The sequence below is a fragment of the Yinghuangia sp. ASG 101 genome (assembly GCF_021165735.1).
In the GTDB taxonomy this organism is placed as follows: Bacteria; Actinomycetota; Actinomycetes; order Streptomycetales; family Streptomycetaceae; genus Yinghuangia.
Genome location: NZ_CP088911.1, coordinates 7,968,864 through 7,988,358 on the forward strand (window position 1 = coordinate 7,968,864; position 19,495 = coordinate 7,988,358).

Sequence of the window (19,495 nt, forward strand, 5' to 3'; positions counted from 1 at the left end):
GAGACGGTTGGCGTTGCCGGGTGCACAGCACAGCAGAACCGCCCGCGGCGTGTCCAAGATCAATATCGTGCACAGTCCGATATCGCTTTTGATATCGTCCCTGCTCGTGAACCTGGTCGCGCATCTCGCCTGCTTCGTGGCGGTTGCCGAGGAACTGCACTTCGGGCGTGCCGCGGCGCGCCTCGGTATGGCGCAGCCGCCGCTGAGTCAGCGCATACAACGGCTGGAGAAAGAGTTGGGCGTGCGCTTGTTCGACCGGTCCAGCCGCAAGGTCGAACTGACCGAGGCCGGGCGGCTGTTGCTGGGGGAGGCCCGCGACATCCTGGTCCGTGTCGAGCGCGTCCACACCATCGCCGACCGCTCGCACCAGGTCGGGAGCCTGCGTGCGGGCGTGCCGAGCGATCTGGGACGAGGCGTGCTCGCCGCGCTGATCGCCGCGTTCCGCGAACGCCGCCCCGACACACCGCTCGACCTGCGCCCGCTCGGCACCGCGGCGCAGGTGCGCGGCCTCGCGGACGGCGGCCTCGACGTCGGCGTGCTGCGCCATCCCGCCGACACCGACGACCTCGTCCTCGGGCCGATGCTCGCGCAACCCGTCGGCGTCCTGGTGCCCGCGGGGTCGCCCTGGGCCGCCGCCCGCGAGGTCCACTTGTCCGATCTCGCCGGAAGCGAACTGGTCGTGTTCCCCCGCGAAGAGGCGCCCGGAGCCTACGACCTGGTCCTCGGGGTGTGCCGGCGCCACGGTTTCGAGCCCGCCGCCGTACGGCACTCGCCGCACCCGGAGTTCACCCTCGGCCTTGTGCTCGCGGGCGCCGCCGTCGCCGTCGCGCCGCACACCGACGACTCGCCCGGGGTGGTCTGGCGGCCCCTCCTCGGTCGGCCGCTCGTGTGGCAGACCTCGTGCGCGTGGCGAGGCGGCCACGAACTCCTCGCGACCATCGAGGACTTCACCGCCGCGGCGACGGAGATCCTGCGCACCGAGGCGGGGATGGCGCTGGTCGGTTCCGCGCCGCGGCGCCGCGTGGTCGTCCACCCGGCCTCGGGGTTCCTCGCATGAGCGCGGCCACGACCGCCTCCGCCGTCGCCGGCGTCTTCCGCGACGCCGGCGTCACGGGCCGTCTGCACGCGCTCGACATCGACACGGGACGGGAGTTCGCCGTCGGCGCCGCCGAACCGGTCGTCATGGCCTCGGTGTTCAAGCTCCCGCTGCTGGTGGCGTTCTTCCGCCTGGTCGGCGAGGGCGTGCTCGACGCCCGCGAACCGGTCGTCCTGGGGCCCGGGCAACGCTGCGCGGGCGCCACCGGGACGTCCGTCCTGCTCGACGAAGTCACCATGTCGCTGCGGGACTTGGCCACCATGATGATCACGGTCAGCGACAACGCCGCCGCCGACGTGCTGTTCGCCCGTGTCGGCCCCGACACCGTCAACGCCACGACCGCCGAACTCGGCCTCACCGACACGCACATCGCGTTCGACAGCCGACGCCTCCACGACTCGCTGCTGGAGGACGCCGGGACCGCGACGATGAGCGACCTGTGGGTGCGGCTGGGCGAACCCGGGTTCGCCGCACGCCTGCGCGCTCTCGATCCGGCGCGCACCAACCGTACGACCGCCCGGGACATGACGCGCCTGCTGGCCCGGATCTGGACCGACACCGCGGCCCCGGCGGACGCGTGCGCCCAGATGCGCCGCATGCTCGGGCTCCAGGTGTGGCCGCACCGCCTGGCCTCGGGATTCCCGTACGACGACGTCCTGGTCAGCGGAAAGACCGGCACCCTCCCGCTGATCCGCAACGAGGTCGGCGTCGTGGACTACCCCGACGGCGGCCGGTACGCCGTCGCGGTGTTCACGCGCGCCGCGACGCCGGTCGTCGTCTCCCCACCGACCGACGCCGCGATCGGCACCGCGGCCCGCCTCGCCGTGCGCCATCTGCGCTCCTGAACACGGCGCGGCCGGGCCGCGGCACCGGACGCCGGGTCAGGCGAACTGCACGCCCGGGACGCGGTCCTGCACGACGAGGCCGGCGCGGGTCCGGATCGGCGAGTCCGGGCGCGTGACGTAGTCGAGGACCCGGAAGTCGGTGCGCCACAGCTCCGGCGTGACCGTCACCGACGCGTAGCCGCGCTGCGCGTTGAAGAACTTCATGTGCGGGTTGGCGTCGAGGAACGCCTGCCCGGCGGTGTCGACGTCGTAGCCGTCGGCGCCGCTGGTGATCGACGTCCCGACGAACTCCGAGCCGACGACGTGGGAGCGGGGGTCCCCGTAGTCCAGGTGCAGGTCGGCGGCGTAGTTCTGGTGGCGGTCGCCCGTGATGACCACGAGGTTGCGCACCTTGCGGTCGCGCGCCGCGGCGAGGACCTGGTTGCGCTCGGCGACGTAGCCGTCCCACGGGTCGTACCAGACGTCGGTCACCGCGGGGTCGGGGTTGCGGTCGGTCTGCATCATCGGCGCCTGGTTGCCCAGGATCTGCCAGCGGGCCTCCGAGCGGCCGAAGCCGTCGATCAGCCACTCGCGCTGCTTGGCGCCGAGCATCGTCTGGTTCGGGTCGAACCGGTCGCCGCAGGTGGTGCCGCCGCCGTCGCCGCACGGCTGGTCGGAGCGGTACTGCCGGGTGTCCAGCATGGTGAAGTCCGCGAGTCGGCCGTACGCGAGCCTGCGGTGCAGGCGGATGTCCGCGCCGGACGGGACCTGCGCGGCGCGCAGCGGCATGTTCTCGTACATCGCCTGGAACGCGGCGGCGCGGCGCGCGCGGAAGTGCTCGGCGGTGTCGTTGCCCTGCTTGGGGTCGGTGTTCTCCGGGGTCTCGTCGGCCCAGTTGTTGTCGACCTCGTGGTCGTCCATGGTCTGGATCCAGGGGAACCGCGCGTGCGCGTTCTGCAGCGGCGCCTCGGACTTGTACAGCGCGTACTGGAGGCGGTAGCGGGCCAGGTCGACCGTCTCGGTGTGGAACCGGGGGTCGGTGGCCACGCCGCGCTTGTTGGTGCCGACGCCGTACTCGTAGATGTAGTCGCCGAGGTGCACGACCAGGTCGAGGTCTTCCTGCGCCATGTGGTCGTACGCGGTGAAGAACCCGTCCTGCCACGCCTGGCACGAGGCGAACGCGAACCGGAGGCGGCGCGGCTGGGAGCGGGGGTGGGGCGCCGTGCGGGTGCGTCCGACCCGGCTGATCTCGGTGCCGACACGGAACCGGTAGAAATACTCCTTGCCGGGGGCCAGACCCGAGACCTCGGGGTGGACGGAGTGGCCGAGTTCGGGCGTCGCGACCACACTGCCCCGGCGGGCCACGGCCCGGAACCGCTCGTCGTGCGCGACCTCGTACTCGACCCGGACCGGCCGGTCGGGCATGCCGCCGCGCCCGTCCACGGCGAACGGGTCCGGCGCCAGCCGGGTCCACAGCACGACGCCGTCGTGCGTGGGATCGCCGGACGCGACACCGAGGGTGAACGGGTTGCCGATGCCGCTCGGCGCGGCGTACGCGGGCGACGCGGACCAGGAGCCTGTGCCGAGCAGGACGGCACCGGCACTCGCGGCCGAAACGCCGAGGAAGCCGCGGCGGGACACTCGGGAACGTGACACGGAAAACCACACCTCACAGCTCGGAATACGGCTCGAAACGGGATGATCGACTGCGATCCCATCGGCGCAAGGAAGCGCCCGACTGGCGTGCGGGCGAACGCCGTCCGACCGCCCGCCGAACATCACCGACGCGCGTGAGGCGGGTTCCGGGCGAGGGGCGGCCGTGTATGACGGGCCGTCGGAAGGTCGCGGGGCGGAGGCCGCCACGGCCGCGCGATTGCCGACGACCGCCCGTGCCGACGGTCAAGTGCCCTGTGGCGCCCGGTCGTTCGACGGCGACGAGCGCACCGCCGGGAACCGTGCGTGCGGGCCGCCGCGTCCTCCGTGTGTCCCGACGGATGGGGCCGGCGGGTGGATGTGCTGCCGGAGGGGGATCACGGATGAGGCTCTGGTGTCGCCTGTGCGGAACACGTACGGACGGGCGGGAACGACTGGGCTCCTATTGCCCGGGGGAACGGTGCGGCACTGACCTGCGCGCGGGCGAGGACGCGGGCGTCCAGGCCTGGTGCGAACCCCAGCGGCTCCGCGGCGAACCCGGACGCACCGTCGCCGTACGGCTGGTGGTGCGCAACGCCGGACTCCGCGCCGACACGTTCCGCGTCGAGCCGGTCGAACAGGTGGACGGGCGACTGGACTTCGACGCCGCGGTCCTGAACGTGCCGCTGGCGCCCGGTCACACGCGCGGCGTCGAGGTCACCTACACGCCGCCGCGCGACCGGACCGCGTGGGGGATCGACATCGCCTCGCGCTTCGGCGTTCCCGGGGCGGACGCGGCGGGCCGGATCGACGACGCCCGCGGCAGCCGCTTCGGCGTCGCGCTGCGCGTGGTGTCGGAGCACGCCGATCAGGGGGCGGCGTGCGCGGCGTTCGCGGTGGACGCCCCGGGGCGTTTCCGCGACGAGCGCCACCACGACAACTCCGGTGCCGCGCGGGCGCGTTCCACGCCGATGCTGGTGGGCGGCGCGGTGCTGGCGCTGATCGTGGTCATCGCGGTCGTGGTGGCGGTGGCGGCGAACAAGGACGACGGCGGTACGTCGGGCCCGTCCGCGACGGGCGAGGTGACGGCGTCCGTCTCGGCGGCGGTGTCGACGGGGCCCGGTGCGACAACGGATGCGGACGGGTCGGACGGCGGCGGCACCACGAGCGGCGGTGCCGATGCCGGCGCCGACGGTGGATCGAAAGGCGGGAACAGCGGGGCGAACGCGGGTTCGAACGCCGGGGCGGGCGGCGGCGACGGCGGCGACGGCGAGACCACCACACCACCCGCCAAGGCCAAGGTGAGGGTCCCCGACGTCACCACCCTCCCGGACACGAACGCCGCGTCCCAACTCGAAGCGGCGGGCTTCACGGTGAAGCGCGAATACCTCGAGGGGACCGGCGGCCCGCGCGGCCTGGTGCAGTCCCAGCAACCCGCCGCGTCCACCCTGGCCGACAAGGGCAGCACGGTGGTGCTGCGGTTGCGCGACGGCAAGGTGAAGGTGCCGGACGTGGTGGGCATGTCGGCCCGCGCCGCGGAAGCGGAACTGGAGGGGATCGGCTTCGTCGTCGAATTCCCGGAGACCTTCGCCGCCGGGGACCCCGCCAAGGTCGTCTCGACCGACCCCGCGGCCGGCGAACTCGCGGCGGAGGGGTCGACCGTCCTCGTCTCCACGGACTGAAGTCCGGGCGCGGGGCGTGGTCGACCGCGGTCACGGTGCCCCCGTCCCCGTCCCCGCGCCCGCGCCCGCCTGCTCGCCCCGTACGAGCGCATCCTCGTGCACCCGCCGGCACGCGTGGTCGACCGCCGTGACAGCGTCCCCGTTCCCCCGCCCTCCCTCGCCCCGCCCCTCGCGCTCACCTCCGTGCGAGCGAATCCCTTTGCACCGGCCGGCGCGGCGTTGCTACCGTCGCGCCGACGCGACAGGCGCGTGATCGGTGGATGAGGAGGGTGATGACTATGGCCGCGGTCGGCCTTCATCGGCATTCCCTCATCCGGTCCGCGCTCCGACACCGTGCGGGCCGGGCGTCGCCAACGACCCGGAGCGATCCATGTCTTCCTTCTCTTCCGCGACCCCCGCACAGCTGACCACCGACCGCCTCGCCCTGCGGACCTGGACCGCCGCCGAGATCGCCGCGGTCCACCACGACACCAGGTCCGCGCACTGGGCCGACGACTTCCCCGCCGAAGGCGACCGCCTCGTCGCCAGCCTCCTCGACGACCATCCCGCGTGGCTCGGCGCGTACGGCCACCGCCTGATCGTCGAACGCGACAGCGGCCTGGCGGTGGGTTCCATCGGGCTGTTCTGGCCGCCCGACGACGGCGCCCTCGAAATCGGCTACGGCATCGTGGCCTCCCGGCGCGGCCGGGGCTACGCCTCGGAAGCCACCCGGGCCCTCACCGAGTTCGCCCTGACCGCGCCCGGTGTGCACACCGTGTGGGCCACCGTCGAACTCCCGAACCCGGCCTCCGTCCGCGTCCTGGAGAAGACGGGTTTCCGACACCGGGCTACCGAGGACGACTTGGCCCGCTTCGCGATCACGACTCCGGAGCGTTGAAAACCGCGACCCGACGGTGGGACCGGCGGGACACGCCGGTCCCACCGTGTGCCGTTCGGGCCAAACGGGGTTCGGTCGAACCCACCCGGCCGAACACAACACGTCTCGCCACCGCCACCACTCGTGACCTCGAAGCCCGAGCCGACAGACTCGTCACCTTCGGGCACGTCACCACCAACCTCGTCTTCAGCGGCCCGAAGTCACGGCGCCGCCGCACGCCGAGCGCCGGCCGACCGCCGCGGATTTCGGGGACGTCAGTCGGCGAAGCGGGCGGGGAAGCCTCCGACGGCGATGGGGCCCCAACGGCGGGGGGTGACGCGGATGAGGGACTTGCCCTGCGTGAGCATCGCGGCGCGGTATTCGTCCCAGTCCGGGTGCTCGCCGGAGATGTTCCGGTAGTACTCGACGAGCGGTTCCACGGAGTCGGGCACGTCGAGCACTTCGGCTTCCCCGTCGATCTGCACCCAGGGACCGTTCCACTCGTCCGACAGCACGACGACGCTCACCGACGTGTCACGACGCACGTTGTGCACCTTGGCCCGCTCCGGGTACGTCGACGCGACCACACGCCCCGAATCGTCCACCCCGCAGGTCAGCGGCGACGCCTGCGGCGATCCGTCCCGGCGACGGGTGATGAGCAGCCCGCGGTGGCGGGGACGGACGAACTCGAGGAGGCCGTCCAGATCGACGGGCGTATTGGTGGCGATGGAACGGGGCATTGCGGGCTCTCGGCTCTCTGTCGGGACTTGTACGCGGCGGCCGGCACTGAACCCCGACCACCGCCAAGGCGACGCCGCCGCGAACCGACCCCACGACTCCGGACCCAAGACGAAGACACATCCCCCCGCCCCAACCCACCGCCACCACCCCGCCATTGAACCAGCCCGCCACACCGGCACTCACGGCAACGACATCTGTGTTGCGGGTGTCTCCGGGATTCCGGGCCGTCAGGATGGCTGGACCTCGTCGAAGAGGGCGAGGGCTTGGGTGGGGTCGGGGCTGACGAGGCGGGTGAGGCCGGATGTGGTGAAGTGGGCCCATTTGGTGGCTCGTTCCCCCATATGTCGCTCGAAGGTGCGGACGGCCTTGCCCGGGTCGTCGGGGGTGGCGGCTAGGGACTCGGCGAGTTCGGCGCCGTCCAGCATTGCGAGGTTCGCGCCGGCTCCCAAGGGCGGCATCAGGTGGGCGGCGTCGCCCAGGAGGGTCACGCCGGGGACGTGGGGCCAGGTGTGGGAGACGGGCAGGACGTGGAGCGGGCGGGGGGTGAAGGCCTTGCCGTGGCACAGGAGTTCGAGGACGGGGGCGGCCCAGCCGTCGAACATGGCGAGCAGACGTGAGCGCATGGCCTCGGTGTCGGCCGGATCCGGGTCCGTGGCCCAGTCGAGCGGCACGCGGAACTGGGCGTACACCTTGGCGTGGCCACCGCAGGTGCGCTGGGCGACGAGGCATCGGTTCACGCCGTACACCCCCACGGAACCGTCGCCGATCAGCCGGGCGAGGTCGGGGTGGCGGGTGTCGACGTCGTCCAGGGAGGTCTCGACGGAGGTGACGCCGGTGTAGTGCGGTGTCGCCGGCGAGACCGCGGGGCGGACGCGGGACCACGCGCCGTCCGCGCCGACCACGAGGTCGAACGTCTCCCGGCTCCCGTCCTCGAAGTGGACCAGGACGCCGTCCCCGCCTCCCGGCACCACCCGCGTCACGCCCCGGCCCCACCGCACGTCCAGGGAGTCGAGCAGCAGGTCGCGGAGTTGCCCCCGGTCGATCTCGGGCTGGGCCAGGTCGTCGGGGCCGGGTCGCCAGTCGCGCAGGACGGTCCCGTCGGTGTCCAGGATGCGCATGGCCTGGCCCTCGGGGCGGGACAGCGCCCGGAACTCCGCCAGGAGCCCTGCCTTCTCCAGCGCACGTTGGCCCAGGCCCTCGTGGAGGTCCAGCGTGCCGCCCGGGGGACGGGCGTCGCGGGTGGGATCGCGTTCGAGGACGGTGACGGGGTGGCCGTGGCGGTGCAGAACGCGGGCGAGCGTCAGGCCGCCGGGGCCGCTCCCGACGACGGCGATACGTTGTCTCATGTCGATACACTGTATTTTTTCAAGGCGCCGTATCGCAAGCGGTACGGTGTCACCCATGACTGTGTGGGACCGGCCGGAGCCGCCGCATCGCCCCGTGCCGCTCGACCGGCGGCGGATCGTCGCCGCCGCCGTCGTGCTGGCCGACGAGGGCGGGCTGGAGGCGGCATCGCTGCGCAAGGTCGCCGCCCGGCTGAACGCGGGCCCGATGCGGCTGTACGGCTACATCTCCACCAAGGAGGAGCTGTTCGACCTCATGGTGGACGAGGTCCAGGGGGAGATCCTGCCCGAGGAGCCGCCCGGCGACTGGCGGGAGGCGCTGCAGGGTCTCGCCCACCGCACCAGGCGGGCCGCCCTCCGGCACGAGTGGCTGGCCGACCTCCTCGGCGGCCGTCCGGCCCTGGGGCCGAACGGCCTTGCCGTGGCCGAGAGCACGCTCGCCGCCTTCGACGGCCTGGCCGACGTCGACACCGCGATGCACGCCGTGGAGACGGTCAGCGCCTACTCGACGGGCGCGATCAGACGCGAGATCGCGAACCTGCGCGCCGAGCGCGCCACCGGCCTGTCCCAACGCGACTGGCAGCGTGCCTCGGGCCCGCACATGACGAGGATGCTGGCCACGGGCCGCTTCCCGGCCGTGGCCAAGTTCGTGTACGACGGCACGCACACCGACGCCGAGACCTCCTTCGCGACCGGCCTGACATGGGTCCTCGACGCCGTGGCGATCAAACTCGCCCCGCCGTCGTCGGCGTGAGGCGTCGCGGGAGCGGCGTGTCGAGGACGCTCGGTCCGCGCGCGGTGATGTGGGCCGGTCCGTCGTCGGCGCCGGGCAACTCCCGGATGCGGCACGGGCCGTGCCCTCGGCCGCCGAGGGCGCCGGGCCGTCGGGAGCGGTGTCTTGCCGCTCGTGATTTACAGGAGTAACCTTCCTGAAAATGCGGCGCTCCGGTGCCGTGGCTGTCGTGGCCGGGGCACCAAGGAGTGCGGCGTGAACACAGGCGACACCGCGCGCGACGCCCGCGAGGAGAAGGCCCGGATCTCCGAGGTCCTGATCCGGTACGCGACGGGCATCGACCAGCGGGACTGGGCGCTGTTCCGTACCTGCTGGGCCGAGGACGTCGAAGCCGACTACGGCGCCTTCGGCCGCTTCACCGACGCCGACGCCCTCACCGACCGCATGGCCCGGGCGCATCAGGGGATGGGGCCCACCTACCACCGGATCACCAACATCGCCGTCACCCTGGACCCGGGCGGCGACCTCGCGCACGCCCGCTCCTATGTGCACGCGGCGCTGATGACCGACCCCGACCGCCCCGACAGCTGGCTGGACGTCTTCGGCCACTTCGAGGACACGCTCCGCCGCACCGACGACGGCTGGCGCATCGTCCGGCGCGCGTCGCGCATGGCACGTCAGGTCGGGCACGCGCGGGGCTGACGCGAGGGGGGCGCGGGGAAGCGGGCCGCCCCGGGGCGGCGCAACCCCCTTGCGAGGCACGTGGCGTGCGGTTAATTATACCCGTGGGTCTTGTTATTTCCGGTGCGCGGATTCGTGCGCGCCGGTGAACCGCCCGACCCCCGCCGACGCGGACCCGCCGACCGCGCGCCCGACCAAGGAGTGACGCATGGACCGCGCCGCGTCCCGCACCCCGGGTGATGCCGGTGAACAGCGCGCCGGCGGCACCGGCCCGCTACGGGAGCCGGGTCGGTTGCGGGACCCGGTCGCGGGGGTGCCGGTCTCGGGACCGGCGGAGGGCGGCGCCGCGGTCCGGCTCAGCCCCCGCATGGTCGAACACACCCTGTTCTCCGACGCGTTGGGCGGGACGACCACCGTGCGCGTCCTCCTCCCGGCGGGCTACGACGACGAGCACGAACGCCGCTACCCGGTCGTCCATCTCCTCCACGGCGGGGGAGAGGACGCGACGTCGTGGTCCGATCCCCGGCGCGGCGACGCCGAGAAACTGACCGCCGGGGCGCCGGTCATCGCGGTCATGCCGGACGGCGGACGACACGGCTTCTACGTCGACTGGTTCCACGGCGGCGCGTTCGGAACGCCCCGCTGGGAGACGTACCACATGCGCCACCTGGTGCCCTGGGTCGACGCCGTGTACCGCACGATCCCGCGACGGGCCGCCCGGGCCACGGCAGGCGGGTCGATGGGCGGGCACGGCGCGCTGGCGTACGCGGCGCGGCACCCCGACCTCATCGGTGCCGCCGCGTCGTTCTCCGGGGCGGTCGACATCGCCAACCCCGGCCTGACCATTCACGCCCCCGCGCAACTCGCCCTCACCGAGGCCCTGTTCGGGACGTACGCGCGCCACGAGGTGCGCTGGCGCGGCAGGAACGCGTGCGACCTCGCGGCGAACCTCGCACACACCGACGTGTCCTTGTACGTGGGAGACAGCGGCGACACCGAGGTCGTCGTCAACGCGTGCGCCCGAGCCGTGCACCAGAAGCTCGACGACCTCGGGATCCGCCACCGCTTCACCGTCCACACCGGCCTGGGCCACGACTGGGACAATTTCCAGCGGAGTTTCGCCGACTGGCTGCCGCGGTTCACGGCCGGCGCCGCGGACCGGCCCGAGCCGGTGACGTTCACCCGCACATCCGTCGAACCCCGCTACGGGTACGCCGGCTGGACGGTCCACATGGCCCGCGACGTCGCCGAGTTCAGTGCCCTGGAGGTGCACGGGAGCGGGCACTTCACGCTGACGGGCAACGGCTCCGCCACGGTGGTCACCCCCGTCCGAGGGCTTCCCGGGGCATGCCACGACGTCGAGACCCGGGACACCACGGGCCGGAGCCCCCGGCGACTCACCGCCGACCACGAGGGGCGGCTCTCGATCCCGCTGCGCCTGGGCCCCGGCAACCCCTTGCAGCAGTTCTCGCCCGAGGCCGACGCGGCGAGCACCGGGCCCAGCCCGGATCCCGCGCCGTTCCCGGTACGAGGCAACGGCTCCCGCTTCCACCGCACCGAGGTCCGCGTGTCGCCGACGGACGGCCCGGCTCCCCGGGGCTGAACGCGCGACCGGTCAGGCGCGGGTCTCCCGGAAGACCGGAGATCCGGCTTGCCGGGAGCCACGGCGCTCGCTCGCCCGCTCGCCCGCCCGCCCGCTCGCTCTTGTTCGCTCCCCATCGGCTCCCGTCACGCCCATCGGCACCGCGGCCCCCGTTCAGTCCGAAGCTGGGAGGGTCCTGGGTTTCAGCAACTCCAAGGGGGTGCCGTCGAGTTCGAGTGCGCCGGGGCCTTGGCGCAGGCACAGGACCTGGAGGGTGCCCCCGGAGGCGCGGTAGCGCTTGCCGAGGAGGGTGCGGTCGTCGGGGGCGTGGTGCGGCGGGGAGCCGGGGGTGTCGTCGCCGGCGGTGAGCATGGGGCGGCTGCCGCACGTCAGCGTGCCGGTTCCGGCGTGGGTCACCAGGATCTCGACGCTGCACGTGGCGCTGCGGAGGCGCGTGCCCGGTTCGAGGCGGGTCACAGGATGACCTCCCGGTCGCGGAGCCCGGTGATGTCCTCCCAGGTCAGGCCGAGGTCGTTGAGGAGGATGTCCTCGGTGTGCTCGCCGAACTCCGGTGCCTGGCGGCGGATGCGTGCGGGGGTTTCCGACAGTGTGACGGGGAATCCGGGCATGCGGACGCGGCCGAGGGCGGGGTGGTCGAACCAGGTGACGTACTCGTTGGCGACGGCCTGGGGGTCGTCGGCGACGTCCTCAGTGGTGTTCACCGCGGTGATCGGCATGTCGCCGTGGGCGAGGAGCCGTTCGAGCCACGCGTCGCGCGGCGCCGTCGCGAAGATCCCGTCCAGTACGGCGACGCAGGCCCGGGCGTTCTCGCACCGGCTGACGTGGTCGGCGAAGCGCGGGTCGCCGGTCAGCGCCTCGGGGCGGCCGAGGGCGTGCAGGAGATTGGCCCAGTGCGGGTCGGACTGGACCATGGCCATCGCGATCCACCCGCCGCCCGCGCAGCGGTAGTGGTTCCACAGCGGGTTGCCGGGGTTCTCGCGGCCGACCGGGGCGCCGGCGGAGTGTTTCGCGAACGGCGACTGCGCCCGGCGGCCGTCCTGCGTCATGAGTGACAGGGCCAGGGGCAGGCCGCGCAGCGCGAGCATGCTGCCGAGCAGGGAGGTGTCCACCTGTTGGCCGACGCCGTGGCGCTCGCGGGCGACCAGCGCGGCGAGGACGCCGTACGCGAGCATGATGGCGCCCATCTGGTCGGCGAGCCCGCCGTCGGCCGGCGGTCCCAACTCCTCGTCGCCGGGCCGCAGCAGCAGGCCGGAGCGCGCCTGGCCGAGGAAGTCGTAGGCGCGGGCCGAGCGTTCGGGGCCGCGGGGGCCGAACGCGCTTGCCGACGCGTAGACGAGGCGCGGGTTGTCGGCACGCAGCGTCGCGTAGTCCAGGCCGAGGCCTTCGGCGACCGGGGGCCGGAAGTTCTGGAGGAACACGTCGGCGGTGCTCGCGAGGCCGCGGACGAGCGCGACGCCCTCGGGCTTCTTCAGGTCGACCGCGATACTGCGCTTGTTGCGGTTGTTGACCTCGAAGTACGGGGACGCGCCGGTGTCGGGGAAGGCGAGCATCGCGCGCCCGGAGTCGCCGCCGCGGCGCTCCTCGATCTTGATCACGTCGGCACCCAGGTCGCCGAGCATGGCCCCGGCGACCGGTCCCTGCTGCCAGATCGTCCAGTCGACGACCCGCACGCCCTCCAGCGGGCCGGCCGCCGGGCTCACGCGCGCCCCCAGATGCCCTGGGCGCGGTAGTCGTCCGCGAGTTGGCGCATGCCGTGCAGGTACACGCCGACGGTCCGGGCGCGGTGTGCGGGGTTGTCGGGGTCGATCTTGGAGTGGACCTTGGCCGGTGACCCGACCGCGAAGCAGTAGTCGGGGATCTCCGATCCGTCCAGCATGACGGATCCGGCCGCGAGGGTGCTGAAGGCGCCGAGGCGGGCGTACGGCATCAGGGCGGCGGTGTTGCCGACGAGCGAGTCGTGTCCGATGAAGCCCTCGATGGTGCAGTTGTGGCCGATCATGACGTTGTCCTCGATGACCGTGCCGGTGTGGAGGACGGAGTTGTCCTCGATGTGCACGTTGTTGCCGATCCTGATCGGCGTGGTGTCCGAACGGATCACCACACCGGGCCAGATCGAGCACTCCTCGCCGATCTCGACGTCGCCGATCAGGTAGACGTTGTCGGCGACCAGGGCGGACGGCGCGACGCGCGGGCTTTTGCCTTGGTACGCAAGCGTGATCACACGAACTCCTTGGGCGCACGAAGGGAGAGTGCGGGGGAACGGCGTTCCTGAGCGGTTATGACACTAGTGCCATAGCCATCGACGGGTCAACGAAACCGGATGGGGCCGCGGCCGTTTGTGTACCGGCCGGTACACTCACCGCCCATGGCGCAGACTCCGGCGCGCGAGCGCGACCCCCTGGCCAAGCGCGCGCGGATCGCCGACGCGGCCTTCGAGCTGTTCGGCAGCCAGGGCTTCGCGGAGACGACGATCGACCAGATCGCGGCGGCGGCCCGCGTCGGCCGCCGCACGGTCTTCCACCACTTCCCGTCCAAAGAGGCGGTGCTGTTCGACCACTTGGTCGTCCGGCGCGACGCCGCGATCCGGCGCCTGCGCGAACGCCCCTCCGACGAGCCGCCGCTCATCAGCCTGCACGCGCTCTTCCGGGAGTCGGCCGAACGCGGGTACGAGGACCACCTGGTCGCGCGGATCCGCGCCGTCGTCGCCACCGAGCCGCGCCTCGCGCACGAGCAATTCTCGCTGGGCACACGCGAGTTCGAGCAGAGCATCGTCGCCGTCCTCAAGGAGCGCCCGGGGCCGGTCCATTCGGCCCTCGAACTGCACGCGCTGACCAGGATGGCGCTGGGCTGGTTCGCGACCGCCGCGCTCGTCTACTTCGCCGAGGAACGCCCGTCCCTTGTCGGCTGCTTCGACGAGGTCGTCGCCACCTGCACCCGGGCCGACGCGTTTCTCTCGGCGTCGCTCGGATCCGGCGGACAGCCGTGACGGTCGCCGCGAACTCCCGCACGGGACAAGGCGCGCGACCGCGACGGCGGCCCGCCGGACCACGACCACGCATCCACGCACGGTGAACGGAGTCGACATGGCCAAGGGGATCTTCCTGGTGGAGAACAGCCCGTGTTCCCCCGAACGCGAGGCGGAGTTCAACCAGTGGTACGACGAGGTGCACCTGCCGGAGATGTGCGCGGTCGAGGGCGTCGTCTCGGCCCGCCGTTTCGCGGGCGCGGCAGGCGAGATGACCTACGTGACCGTCTACGAGCTGGAGGCCGACGACCTGGACGGCGTGCGCGCCGCGATCTCCGCCGCCGCCGTCAACGGGGACATTCACATGTCCGACAGCATCCGCAAGGACCCGCCGTCGCGATTCCGCATCCTGCGCACCATCGGCGAGTACGCGCCCGACCAGGCGTAATCCCGCTTCGCCTCCCGGGGCCGCCGCGGCTCCCGCGCGACGCCCGACCGCCGGCACCCACCACGCCGCGGGCCGCTGGCCCGCGGTGCGGCCGGAGTCCGGCCGTCGTCGCACCCCCAGGACTGTCCCGGCCGGGCCGCGTGCCCCGTCAGGCCGTGCGGGCCGGTCGGGCCGTCCGGGACGCGGGGGCCCGGAGCTTCAGGAGGTGGCGGGCCGTGGTCAGGAGGTTGTGGCGCAGGGTGGCGTCGTCGAGGTCGGTGAGCCGGGGGTCGACGGGGGCGAGCGTGAGGGCGCTGCTGACCATGACGGCCGCGGTGAGGGCCAGGCTGTCGGGGGCGGGCCCGACGAGGAGGGCGGTGATGCGCCGGTCCAGGTCCCGCATGTCCGACCGGGCGTGCAGGACGCGCACGATCACCGGGTCGGCGAGCAGCGCGGAGTTGAGATGGCGGTTGCCGACCACCAGGCCCACCAGGCCCGCCAGGATCGCCTCGGTCCGGTCCGCGCGCCGCCGATGCCCTTCGGCCGCCTCGACCAGCGAGGCGAGTTGCGCGCTGTAGGGCGTGATGACCGCGTGGACGAGGTCTTCCTTGGTGGGGAAGTGGTAGTACACCGCGGCCTTGGTGACGCCGATCTCGTCGGCGATCATCTGCAGGGACGTGCCGTTGACGCCGTGCAGGGAGAACAAGCTCAAAGCGGCGCTGCGCATCCGCTCCCGCGCGCTTCCCGCGGTGTCCTTGGGGGCCATTCGCAGGAGCCTAGCAACGCCCGCGCCACGGTGGTCGCGCGTCGGACACGCGCGTCGGCCGGTGTGCCGCCGGGGTCGCCGCGGGGCGCCGGTCGGAGGGCACCACAGCGCGATTCTCTTAAACGATCGTCTAGAAGTTCCCTAGCCGATCGTTTAACATCTCGGGTGCGTCATCCGGCCCGCATCCCCGCCCGAGAGGAGACTTCGATGACCACGGTGCGCACGGTCCGAAGCTTCTGCCGCATCTGTACGTCGGTCTGCGGCATCCTCGTCGACGTCGACGGCGACGACGTGCTCAAGGTCCGCGGCGACCGCGACCACCCGCTGTCGCAGGGCTACACGTGTCCGAAGGGCCGGGGCCTGCCGCGGATGCACCACCACCCGGACCGGATCGAACGTCCGATGATGAAGGTCGACGGTGCCGTCGCGCCGAGCACCTGGGACGCGGTCCTCGGCGACCTGGGGACGCGCGTCCGCGACATCATCGACCGGTACGGCCCGGAATCGGTCGGCGTGTTCTTCGGCAGCGGCATCGGCATGGACGCCGCCGGCTACCGCATGGCCCAGGCCCTCTACGCGGCCATCGGGACGCCCGCCAAGTTCAGCCCGCTCACCATCGACGGCACCGCCAAGTCCCTGGTGGCCGACCTGGTCGGCGGAGCCGTGGCACTGAGCGGTCGGCCCGACGACGGCAACGCCGCGTTCATGCTGTACGTCGGCAGCAACCCCGTCGTCTCGCACGGCCACACCGTCGCGATGCCCAACCCGACCGGGCACCTGCGCGAGGTGCGGGAGCACGCGGAGATCTGGGTCATCGACCCGCGCCACACCGAGACCGCCCGCCTGGCCGGCCACCACATCGCGGCGCGCCCGGGCATGGACTTCGCGGTTCTCGCGTACCTCGTCCGCGAGATCCTCCGCGACGGCGCCGACCGCGACTTCATCGCCCGGCACACGCAGGACTGCGACGTGCTCGCCGCGGCGGTCGAGCCGTACACGCTCGCCCGCGCCGCCGAGGTGGCCGACGTCCCCGAGGAGCAGCTGGTGCGCCTGCTCGAAGGGGTGCGGCGGGCCGGGCGCGTCGCGATCGGGACCGGGACCGGTGTCACGATGTCGGCGAGCGCGAACGTCACGGTGTGGCTCACGTGGGCGCTGATGGCCATCACGGGTTCGATGAACCGGCCCGGCGGTTTCTGGTTCCACCCCGGCTTCGGCTACCGGCTCGAAGACACCGAGCTGCCCGTGTCGCCCGCGGAGGGCTCGTTCGGGCCCGGCCCGCGCAGCCGCCCGGAGACCCAGTCGTTCCTGGGCGAATGGCCGTGCGCGGTGCTCCCCGACGAGATCGACGCCGGCAACATCCGGGCCGTGCTGAACCTCGGCGGCCACATGGTCACCGCGTTCCCGGACACGGAAAGGCTGATTCCCGCGCTCAAGAAGCTCGAGGTCTTCGCGACCATCGAGATCATCGAGAACGAGACCACCGCGCTGTCGACGCACGTCCTGCCCACCAAGGACCAGTTGGAGCGGGCCGACGTGTCGCTGTGGGACTTCCTGAGCCCGCGCATCAATGCGCAGCACACCCCCGCGATCGTCGCGCCGGTCGGCGACCGCCGCTCCACGTGGTGGGTCATCTCCGAGATGGGCCGCCACATGGGGTACGACATCGACCCCGCCGGGCCCGACATCGGCGACGACGAACGGCTCGCGCGGATCTCGTCGTCCGGGCGGCGTCCGTACGAGCAGGTGATGGCGGACGGCTGGGCCGAGGTCGAACGCGAGTTCCCGGCACCGTGGGTCGACCGGCACATCGAACGCGTCGGCGGCTGGCGCCTCGCCCCCCGCATCCTCGTCGACCAGCTGGCCGCGCTCGCCGACACGGCCCCGCTCGTCATGGTGCCGCGCCGGCAGAAGCGGCAGCTCAACTCGCAGTTCGGTTACCTGGGCGAACCGCCGCTCATCCTCGTCCACCCCGACGACGCCGCGGCTGCGGGCGTCCTCGACGCACAACCGCTCGTCGTCCGCAGCGCCACCGGACAGTTGACCGGCGTCGCCAAGGCCGACCCGGCGATCCGCCGCGGCGCGGTCTCCGTGCCGCACGGGCACCAGGGCGCCAACGTCAACCGGCTCACCGACAAAGACGACATCGACCTGGTCACGGGAATGGCCCACTATTCCGGCATCCCGGTCACAATTCACCCGGCAGAGCCCGCACCCGAGCCGCGAGGATGAGACACCCGCCCCGGCCCGCCGCGCACCCCGCCGGGAACCCTGCCAGGAACAAGGAACACCATGGCCGACCCTCGCCCGCCGTCCGGGCCCGGAACCGCTCCGCCCCGTGACATCCCCGGCCGGACGGTGGCCGACGCGATGATCCGCGCCCCCAAGGTCTGCGGTCCGCGGAGCACGGTGGCCGACGCACGGGCCGTCCTCCATAACGACCACGTCCACGCCGTCCTGATCACCGACGGCGCGGACCTGGTCGCCGTCGTCGAACGCCCCGACCTCGACGCCGGGCCCGCCGACCTGCCGGCCCGCCTGATCGGCCGCCTGCACGGCCGCGTCATCGGACCGGACGCCGACCTGGAGGCCGCCTGGCGTTCGATGACGGACACCCGGCGGCGCCGCCTCGCCGTGGTCGACGACCGCGGCAGACTCCTCGGCCTGCTGTGCCTCAAGCGCTCCGGCCTCGGGTTCTGCTCCGACACCGACATCCGGGCCCGCGCCGACGAACGCCGCGCGTGCGCCCCGCGCCCCGCGTGACGCGACGGCACCCGCACCCGCGCACACCCCCACACCGCGCACCCCCACCCGCACCCGCCCCCTGCACCCCACCCCCACCCCCACCCCCGCCCCCACCATCGTGAACCCACGCAAGGAGAACCCTCGATGACCGACAAAGTCCATCGTGTCGTGCAATGGGCGACCGGGAACATCGGCCGGGCGTCCATCCGGCACATGGTGGAGAACCCCGCCATGGACCTGGTCGGTGTGTTCGTCACCAATCCCGACAAGGTCGGGAAAGACGCGGGGGAACTCGCCGGAATCGCCGAGGTCGGCCTTGCCGCGACCGACGACGCGGAAGCGATCCTCGCGCTGGACGCCGACTGCGTCCATTTCGCCCCGCTCGTCCCCGACATCGACATGGTCTGCCGCCTCCTGCGCTCCGGGAAGAACGTCGTCTCCCCGGTCGGCCCGTTCTACCCCACGGACTACGTCCGGGAGGACGTCGAGAAGATCGAGGCGGCGTGCCGAGAGGGCGGCGTCTCGTTCCACGGCTCCGGTATCCACCCCGGATTCGCCGGCGACATCCTGCCGCTCACCCTCGCGAGGCTCACCGGCCGCGTCGACCACGTGCACGTCTACGAACTGGTCGACTTCCTGGCGCATCCGTCGCCCTGGATGCACCGCATGGGCTTCGGCCGTGATCCCGAGGAAATCGCGGCGAACCCCAGCCGTCCGGCGGAGACGATCCACCACTTCGCCCAGTCCATGGCCGTCATCGCGGAGGGCCTGGGCAAAACGATCGACGGGTTGTCGTCCGAGACGAAATTCGCCGTCGCCCAAAAGGACATCCCGCACCCGAACGGCGACATCCCCGCCGGCACCGTCGCGGGCCAGCACTACGAATGGTCGGCGCTGACCGGCGGCAAGCCGTTCATCACCTTCCACACCATCTGGGTCGTGGGACACGAGAACGTCGAACCGGACTGGAACCACGGCGACGTCCGCTACCGCGTCACCATCGACGGCGAACCGTCCCTCGAACTGACCCTCGACGACAGCCGCGACGGCGGCAGCCTCACCGCCTTCGCGGGCCTGACCGCCATCCCGGCCGTCTGTTCCGCGGCACCCGGCTTCGTGACCCAACTCGACCTGGGCGTGGTCCGGCCGCGCGGCCTGGTCCGCCCGATGTGACGCCGCGGGCGCGGGGCGTATGCGGCCGACCGCCGTCCCCGCGCCCGCCTCCGGATGACGCCTGCCCGGGCCCGTCGGCCCGGGCGTCGCGGCATCACGCACAACAACCGTGTCGGGGGCGGGCGTTGATGCGGGCGAGGGCTCCTGCCAAAGTCCCTCCATGACCGCGACCACACACCATCGGGACGGCGTCCCGCACCCCGACCCGCACAACCGGGCAACCTCGGCGGG

General features: G+C 72.6%; 19 protein-coding genes. 12 read left to right on the top strand and 7 right to left on the bottom strand.

Annotation, left to right across the window (positions count from 1 at the left end; translation table 11 throughout):
• Nucleotides 1-49: 49 nt before the first annotated feature.
• Nucleotides 50-1,057, top strand: a complete 1,008-nt coding sequence (locus LO772_RS34155) for a LysR substrate-binding domain-containing protein (protein ID WP_231775911.1) — start codon at nt 50-52, stop codon at nt 1,055-1,057.
• Complete coding sequence (locus tag LO772_RS34160) at nt 1,054-1,941, top strand: serine hydrolase (RefSeq protein ID WP_231775912.1); 888 nt, start codon at nt 1,054-1,056, stop codon at nt 1,939-1,941. The genes LO772_RS34155 and LO772_RS34160 overlap by 4 nt, the downstream gene beginning before the upstream one ends.
• 36 nt (nt 1,942-1,977) lie before the next feature.
• Here the strand turns inward: LO772_RS34160 and LO772_RS34165 are convergent, their stop codons facing one another.
• On the bottom strand, nt 1,978-3,576 hold the full coding sequence (locus tag LO772_RS34165) for an alkaline phosphatase D family protein (RefSeq protein WP_231775913.1): 1,599 nt from the start codon (nt 3,574-3,576) through the stop codon (nt 1,978-1,980).
• 380 nt (nt 3,577-3,956) lie between these two features.
• Here LO772_RS34165 and LO772_RS34170 point away from each other — a divergent pair, with 380 nt between their 5' ends.
• A complete protein-coding gene (locus LO772_RS34170; protein WP_231775914.1) occupies nt 3,957-5,234 on the top strand; it encodes a PASTA domain-containing protein in 1,278 nt (425 codons plus the stop codon).
• 370 nt (nt 5,235-5,604) lie between these two features.
• The gene (locus tag LO772_RS34175; RefSeq protein ID WP_231775915.1) at nt 5,605-6,111 is read left to right on the top strand and encodes a GNAT family N-acetyltransferase; all 507 of its coding nucleotides are present in this window, start codon (nt 5,605-5,607) and stop codon (nt 6,109-6,111) included.
• A 254-nt stretch (nt 6,112-6,365) separates the two neighbouring features.
• Here LO772_RS34175 and LO772_RS34180 read toward each other — a convergent pair whose 3' ends face one another.
• On the bottom strand, nt 6,366-6,830 hold the full coding sequence (locus LO772_RS34180) for a PPOX class F420-dependent oxidoreductase (RefSeq protein WP_231775916.1): 465 nt from the start codon (nt 6,828-6,830) through the stop codon (nt 6,366-6,368).
• Between the two features lie 228 nt (nt 6,831-7,058).
• A complete protein-coding gene (locus LO772_RS34185; RefSeq protein ID WP_231775917.1) occupies nt 7,059-8,177 on the bottom strand; it encodes an FAD-dependent oxidoreductase in 1,119 nt (372 codons plus the stop codon).
• Nucleotides 8,178-8,232: 55 nt separating this feature from the next.
• On the opposite strand from LO772_RS34185, the gene LO772_RS34190 reads away from it, so the two are divergent.
• From LO772_RS34190 to LO772_RS34200, 3 genes are all read left to right on the top strand, one after another.
• Nucleotides 8,233-8,928, top strand: coding sequence for a TetR/AcrR family transcriptional regulator (locus tag LO772_RS34190; protein WP_231775918.1), 696 nt, complete (start codon nt 8,233-8,235; stop codon nt 8,926-8,928).
• A gap of 234 nt (nt 8,929-9,162) precedes the next feature.
• Nucleotides 9,163-9,609, top strand: a complete 447-nt coding sequence (locus tag LO772_RS34195) for a nuclear transport factor 2 family protein (RefSeq protein ID WP_231775919.1) — start codon at nt 9,163-9,165, stop codon at nt 9,607-9,609.
• Between the two features lie 187 nt (nt 9,610-9,796).
• Complete coding sequence (locus LO772_RS34200; protein WP_231775920.1) at nt 9,797-11,191, top strand: alpha/beta hydrolase; 1,395 nt, start codon at nt 9,797-9,799, stop codon at nt 11,189-11,191.
• Between the two features lie 153 nt (nt 11,192-11,344).
• Here LO772_RS34200 and LO772_RS34205 read toward each other — a convergent pair whose 3' ends face one another.
• From LO772_RS34205 to LO772_RS34215, 3 genes are read right to left on the bottom strand one after another with little or no spacing between them, the layout of a single operon-like run.
• Entirely contained in the window at nt 11,345-11,647 is a 303-nt protein-coding gene (locus LO772_RS34205; protein WP_231775921.1) for a hypothetical protein, read from the bottom strand.
• Nucleotides 11,644-12,891: a CaiB/BaiF CoA transferase family protein gene (locus LO772_RS34210; RefSeq protein ID WP_231775922.1), complete on the bottom strand. Its 1,248-nt coding sequence runs from the start codon at nt 12,889-12,891 to the stop codon at nt 11,644-11,646. Before LO772_RS34210 ends, LO772_RS34205 begins: the two co-directional genes overlap by 4 nt.
• On the bottom strand, nt 12,888-13,412 hold the full coding sequence (locus tag LO772_RS34215; protein WP_231775923.1) for a gamma carbonic anhydrase family protein: 525 nt from the start codon (nt 13,410-13,412) through the stop codon (nt 12,888-12,890). Before LO772_RS34215 ends, LO772_RS34210 begins: the two co-directional genes overlap by 4 nt.
• A 144-nt stretch (nt 13,413-13,556) precedes the next feature.
• Between LO772_RS34215 and LO772_RS34220 the strand changes: the two genes are divergently transcribed.
• Nucleotides 13,557-14,177: a TetR/AcrR family transcriptional regulator gene (locus LO772_RS34220; protein WP_231775924.1), complete on the top strand. Its 621-nt coding sequence runs from the start codon at nt 13,557-13,559 to the stop codon at nt 14,175-14,177.
• 97 nt (nt 14,178-14,274) lie between these two features.
• Nucleotides 14,275-14,604, top strand: a complete 330-nt coding sequence (locus tag LO772_RS34225; protein WP_231775925.1) for a DUF4286 family protein — start codon at nt 14,275-14,277, stop codon at nt 14,602-14,604.
• Nucleotides 14,605-14,752: 148 nt separating this feature from the next.
• Here the strand turns inward: LO772_RS34225 and LO772_RS34230 are convergent, their stop codons facing one another.
• Complete coding sequence (locus LO772_RS34230) at nt 14,753-15,349, bottom strand: TetR/AcrR family transcriptional regulator (protein ID WP_231775926.1); 597 nt, start codon at nt 15,347-15,349, stop codon at nt 14,753-14,755.
• A 207-nt stretch (nt 15,350-15,556) separates the two neighbouring features.
• Here LO772_RS34230 and LO772_RS34235 point away from each other — a divergent pair, with 207 nt between their 5' ends.
• The 3 genes from LO772_RS34235 to LO772_RS34245 all read left to right on the top strand — a co-directional run bounded on the left by LO772_RS34235 (nt 15,557) and on the right by LO772_RS34245 (nt 19,264).
• Entirely contained in the window at nt 15,557-17,578 is a 2,022-nt protein-coding gene (locus LO772_RS34235; RefSeq protein WP_231775927.1) for a molybdopterin-containing oxidoreductase family protein, read from the top strand.
• 60 nt (nt 17,579-17,638) lie between these two features.
• Nucleotides 17,639-18,109: a CBS domain-containing protein gene (locus LO772_RS34240; protein ID WP_231775928.1), complete on the top strand. Its 471-nt coding sequence runs from the start codon at nt 17,639-17,641 to the stop codon at nt 18,107-18,109.
• 126 nt (nt 18,110-18,235) lie between these two features.
• A complete protein-coding gene (locus LO772_RS34245; RefSeq protein ID WP_231775929.1) occupies nt 18,236-19,264 on the top strand; it encodes an NAD(P)H-dependent amine dehydrogenase family protein in 1,029 nt (342 codons plus the stop codon).
• Nucleotides 19,265-19,495 lie beyond the last annotated feature (231 nt).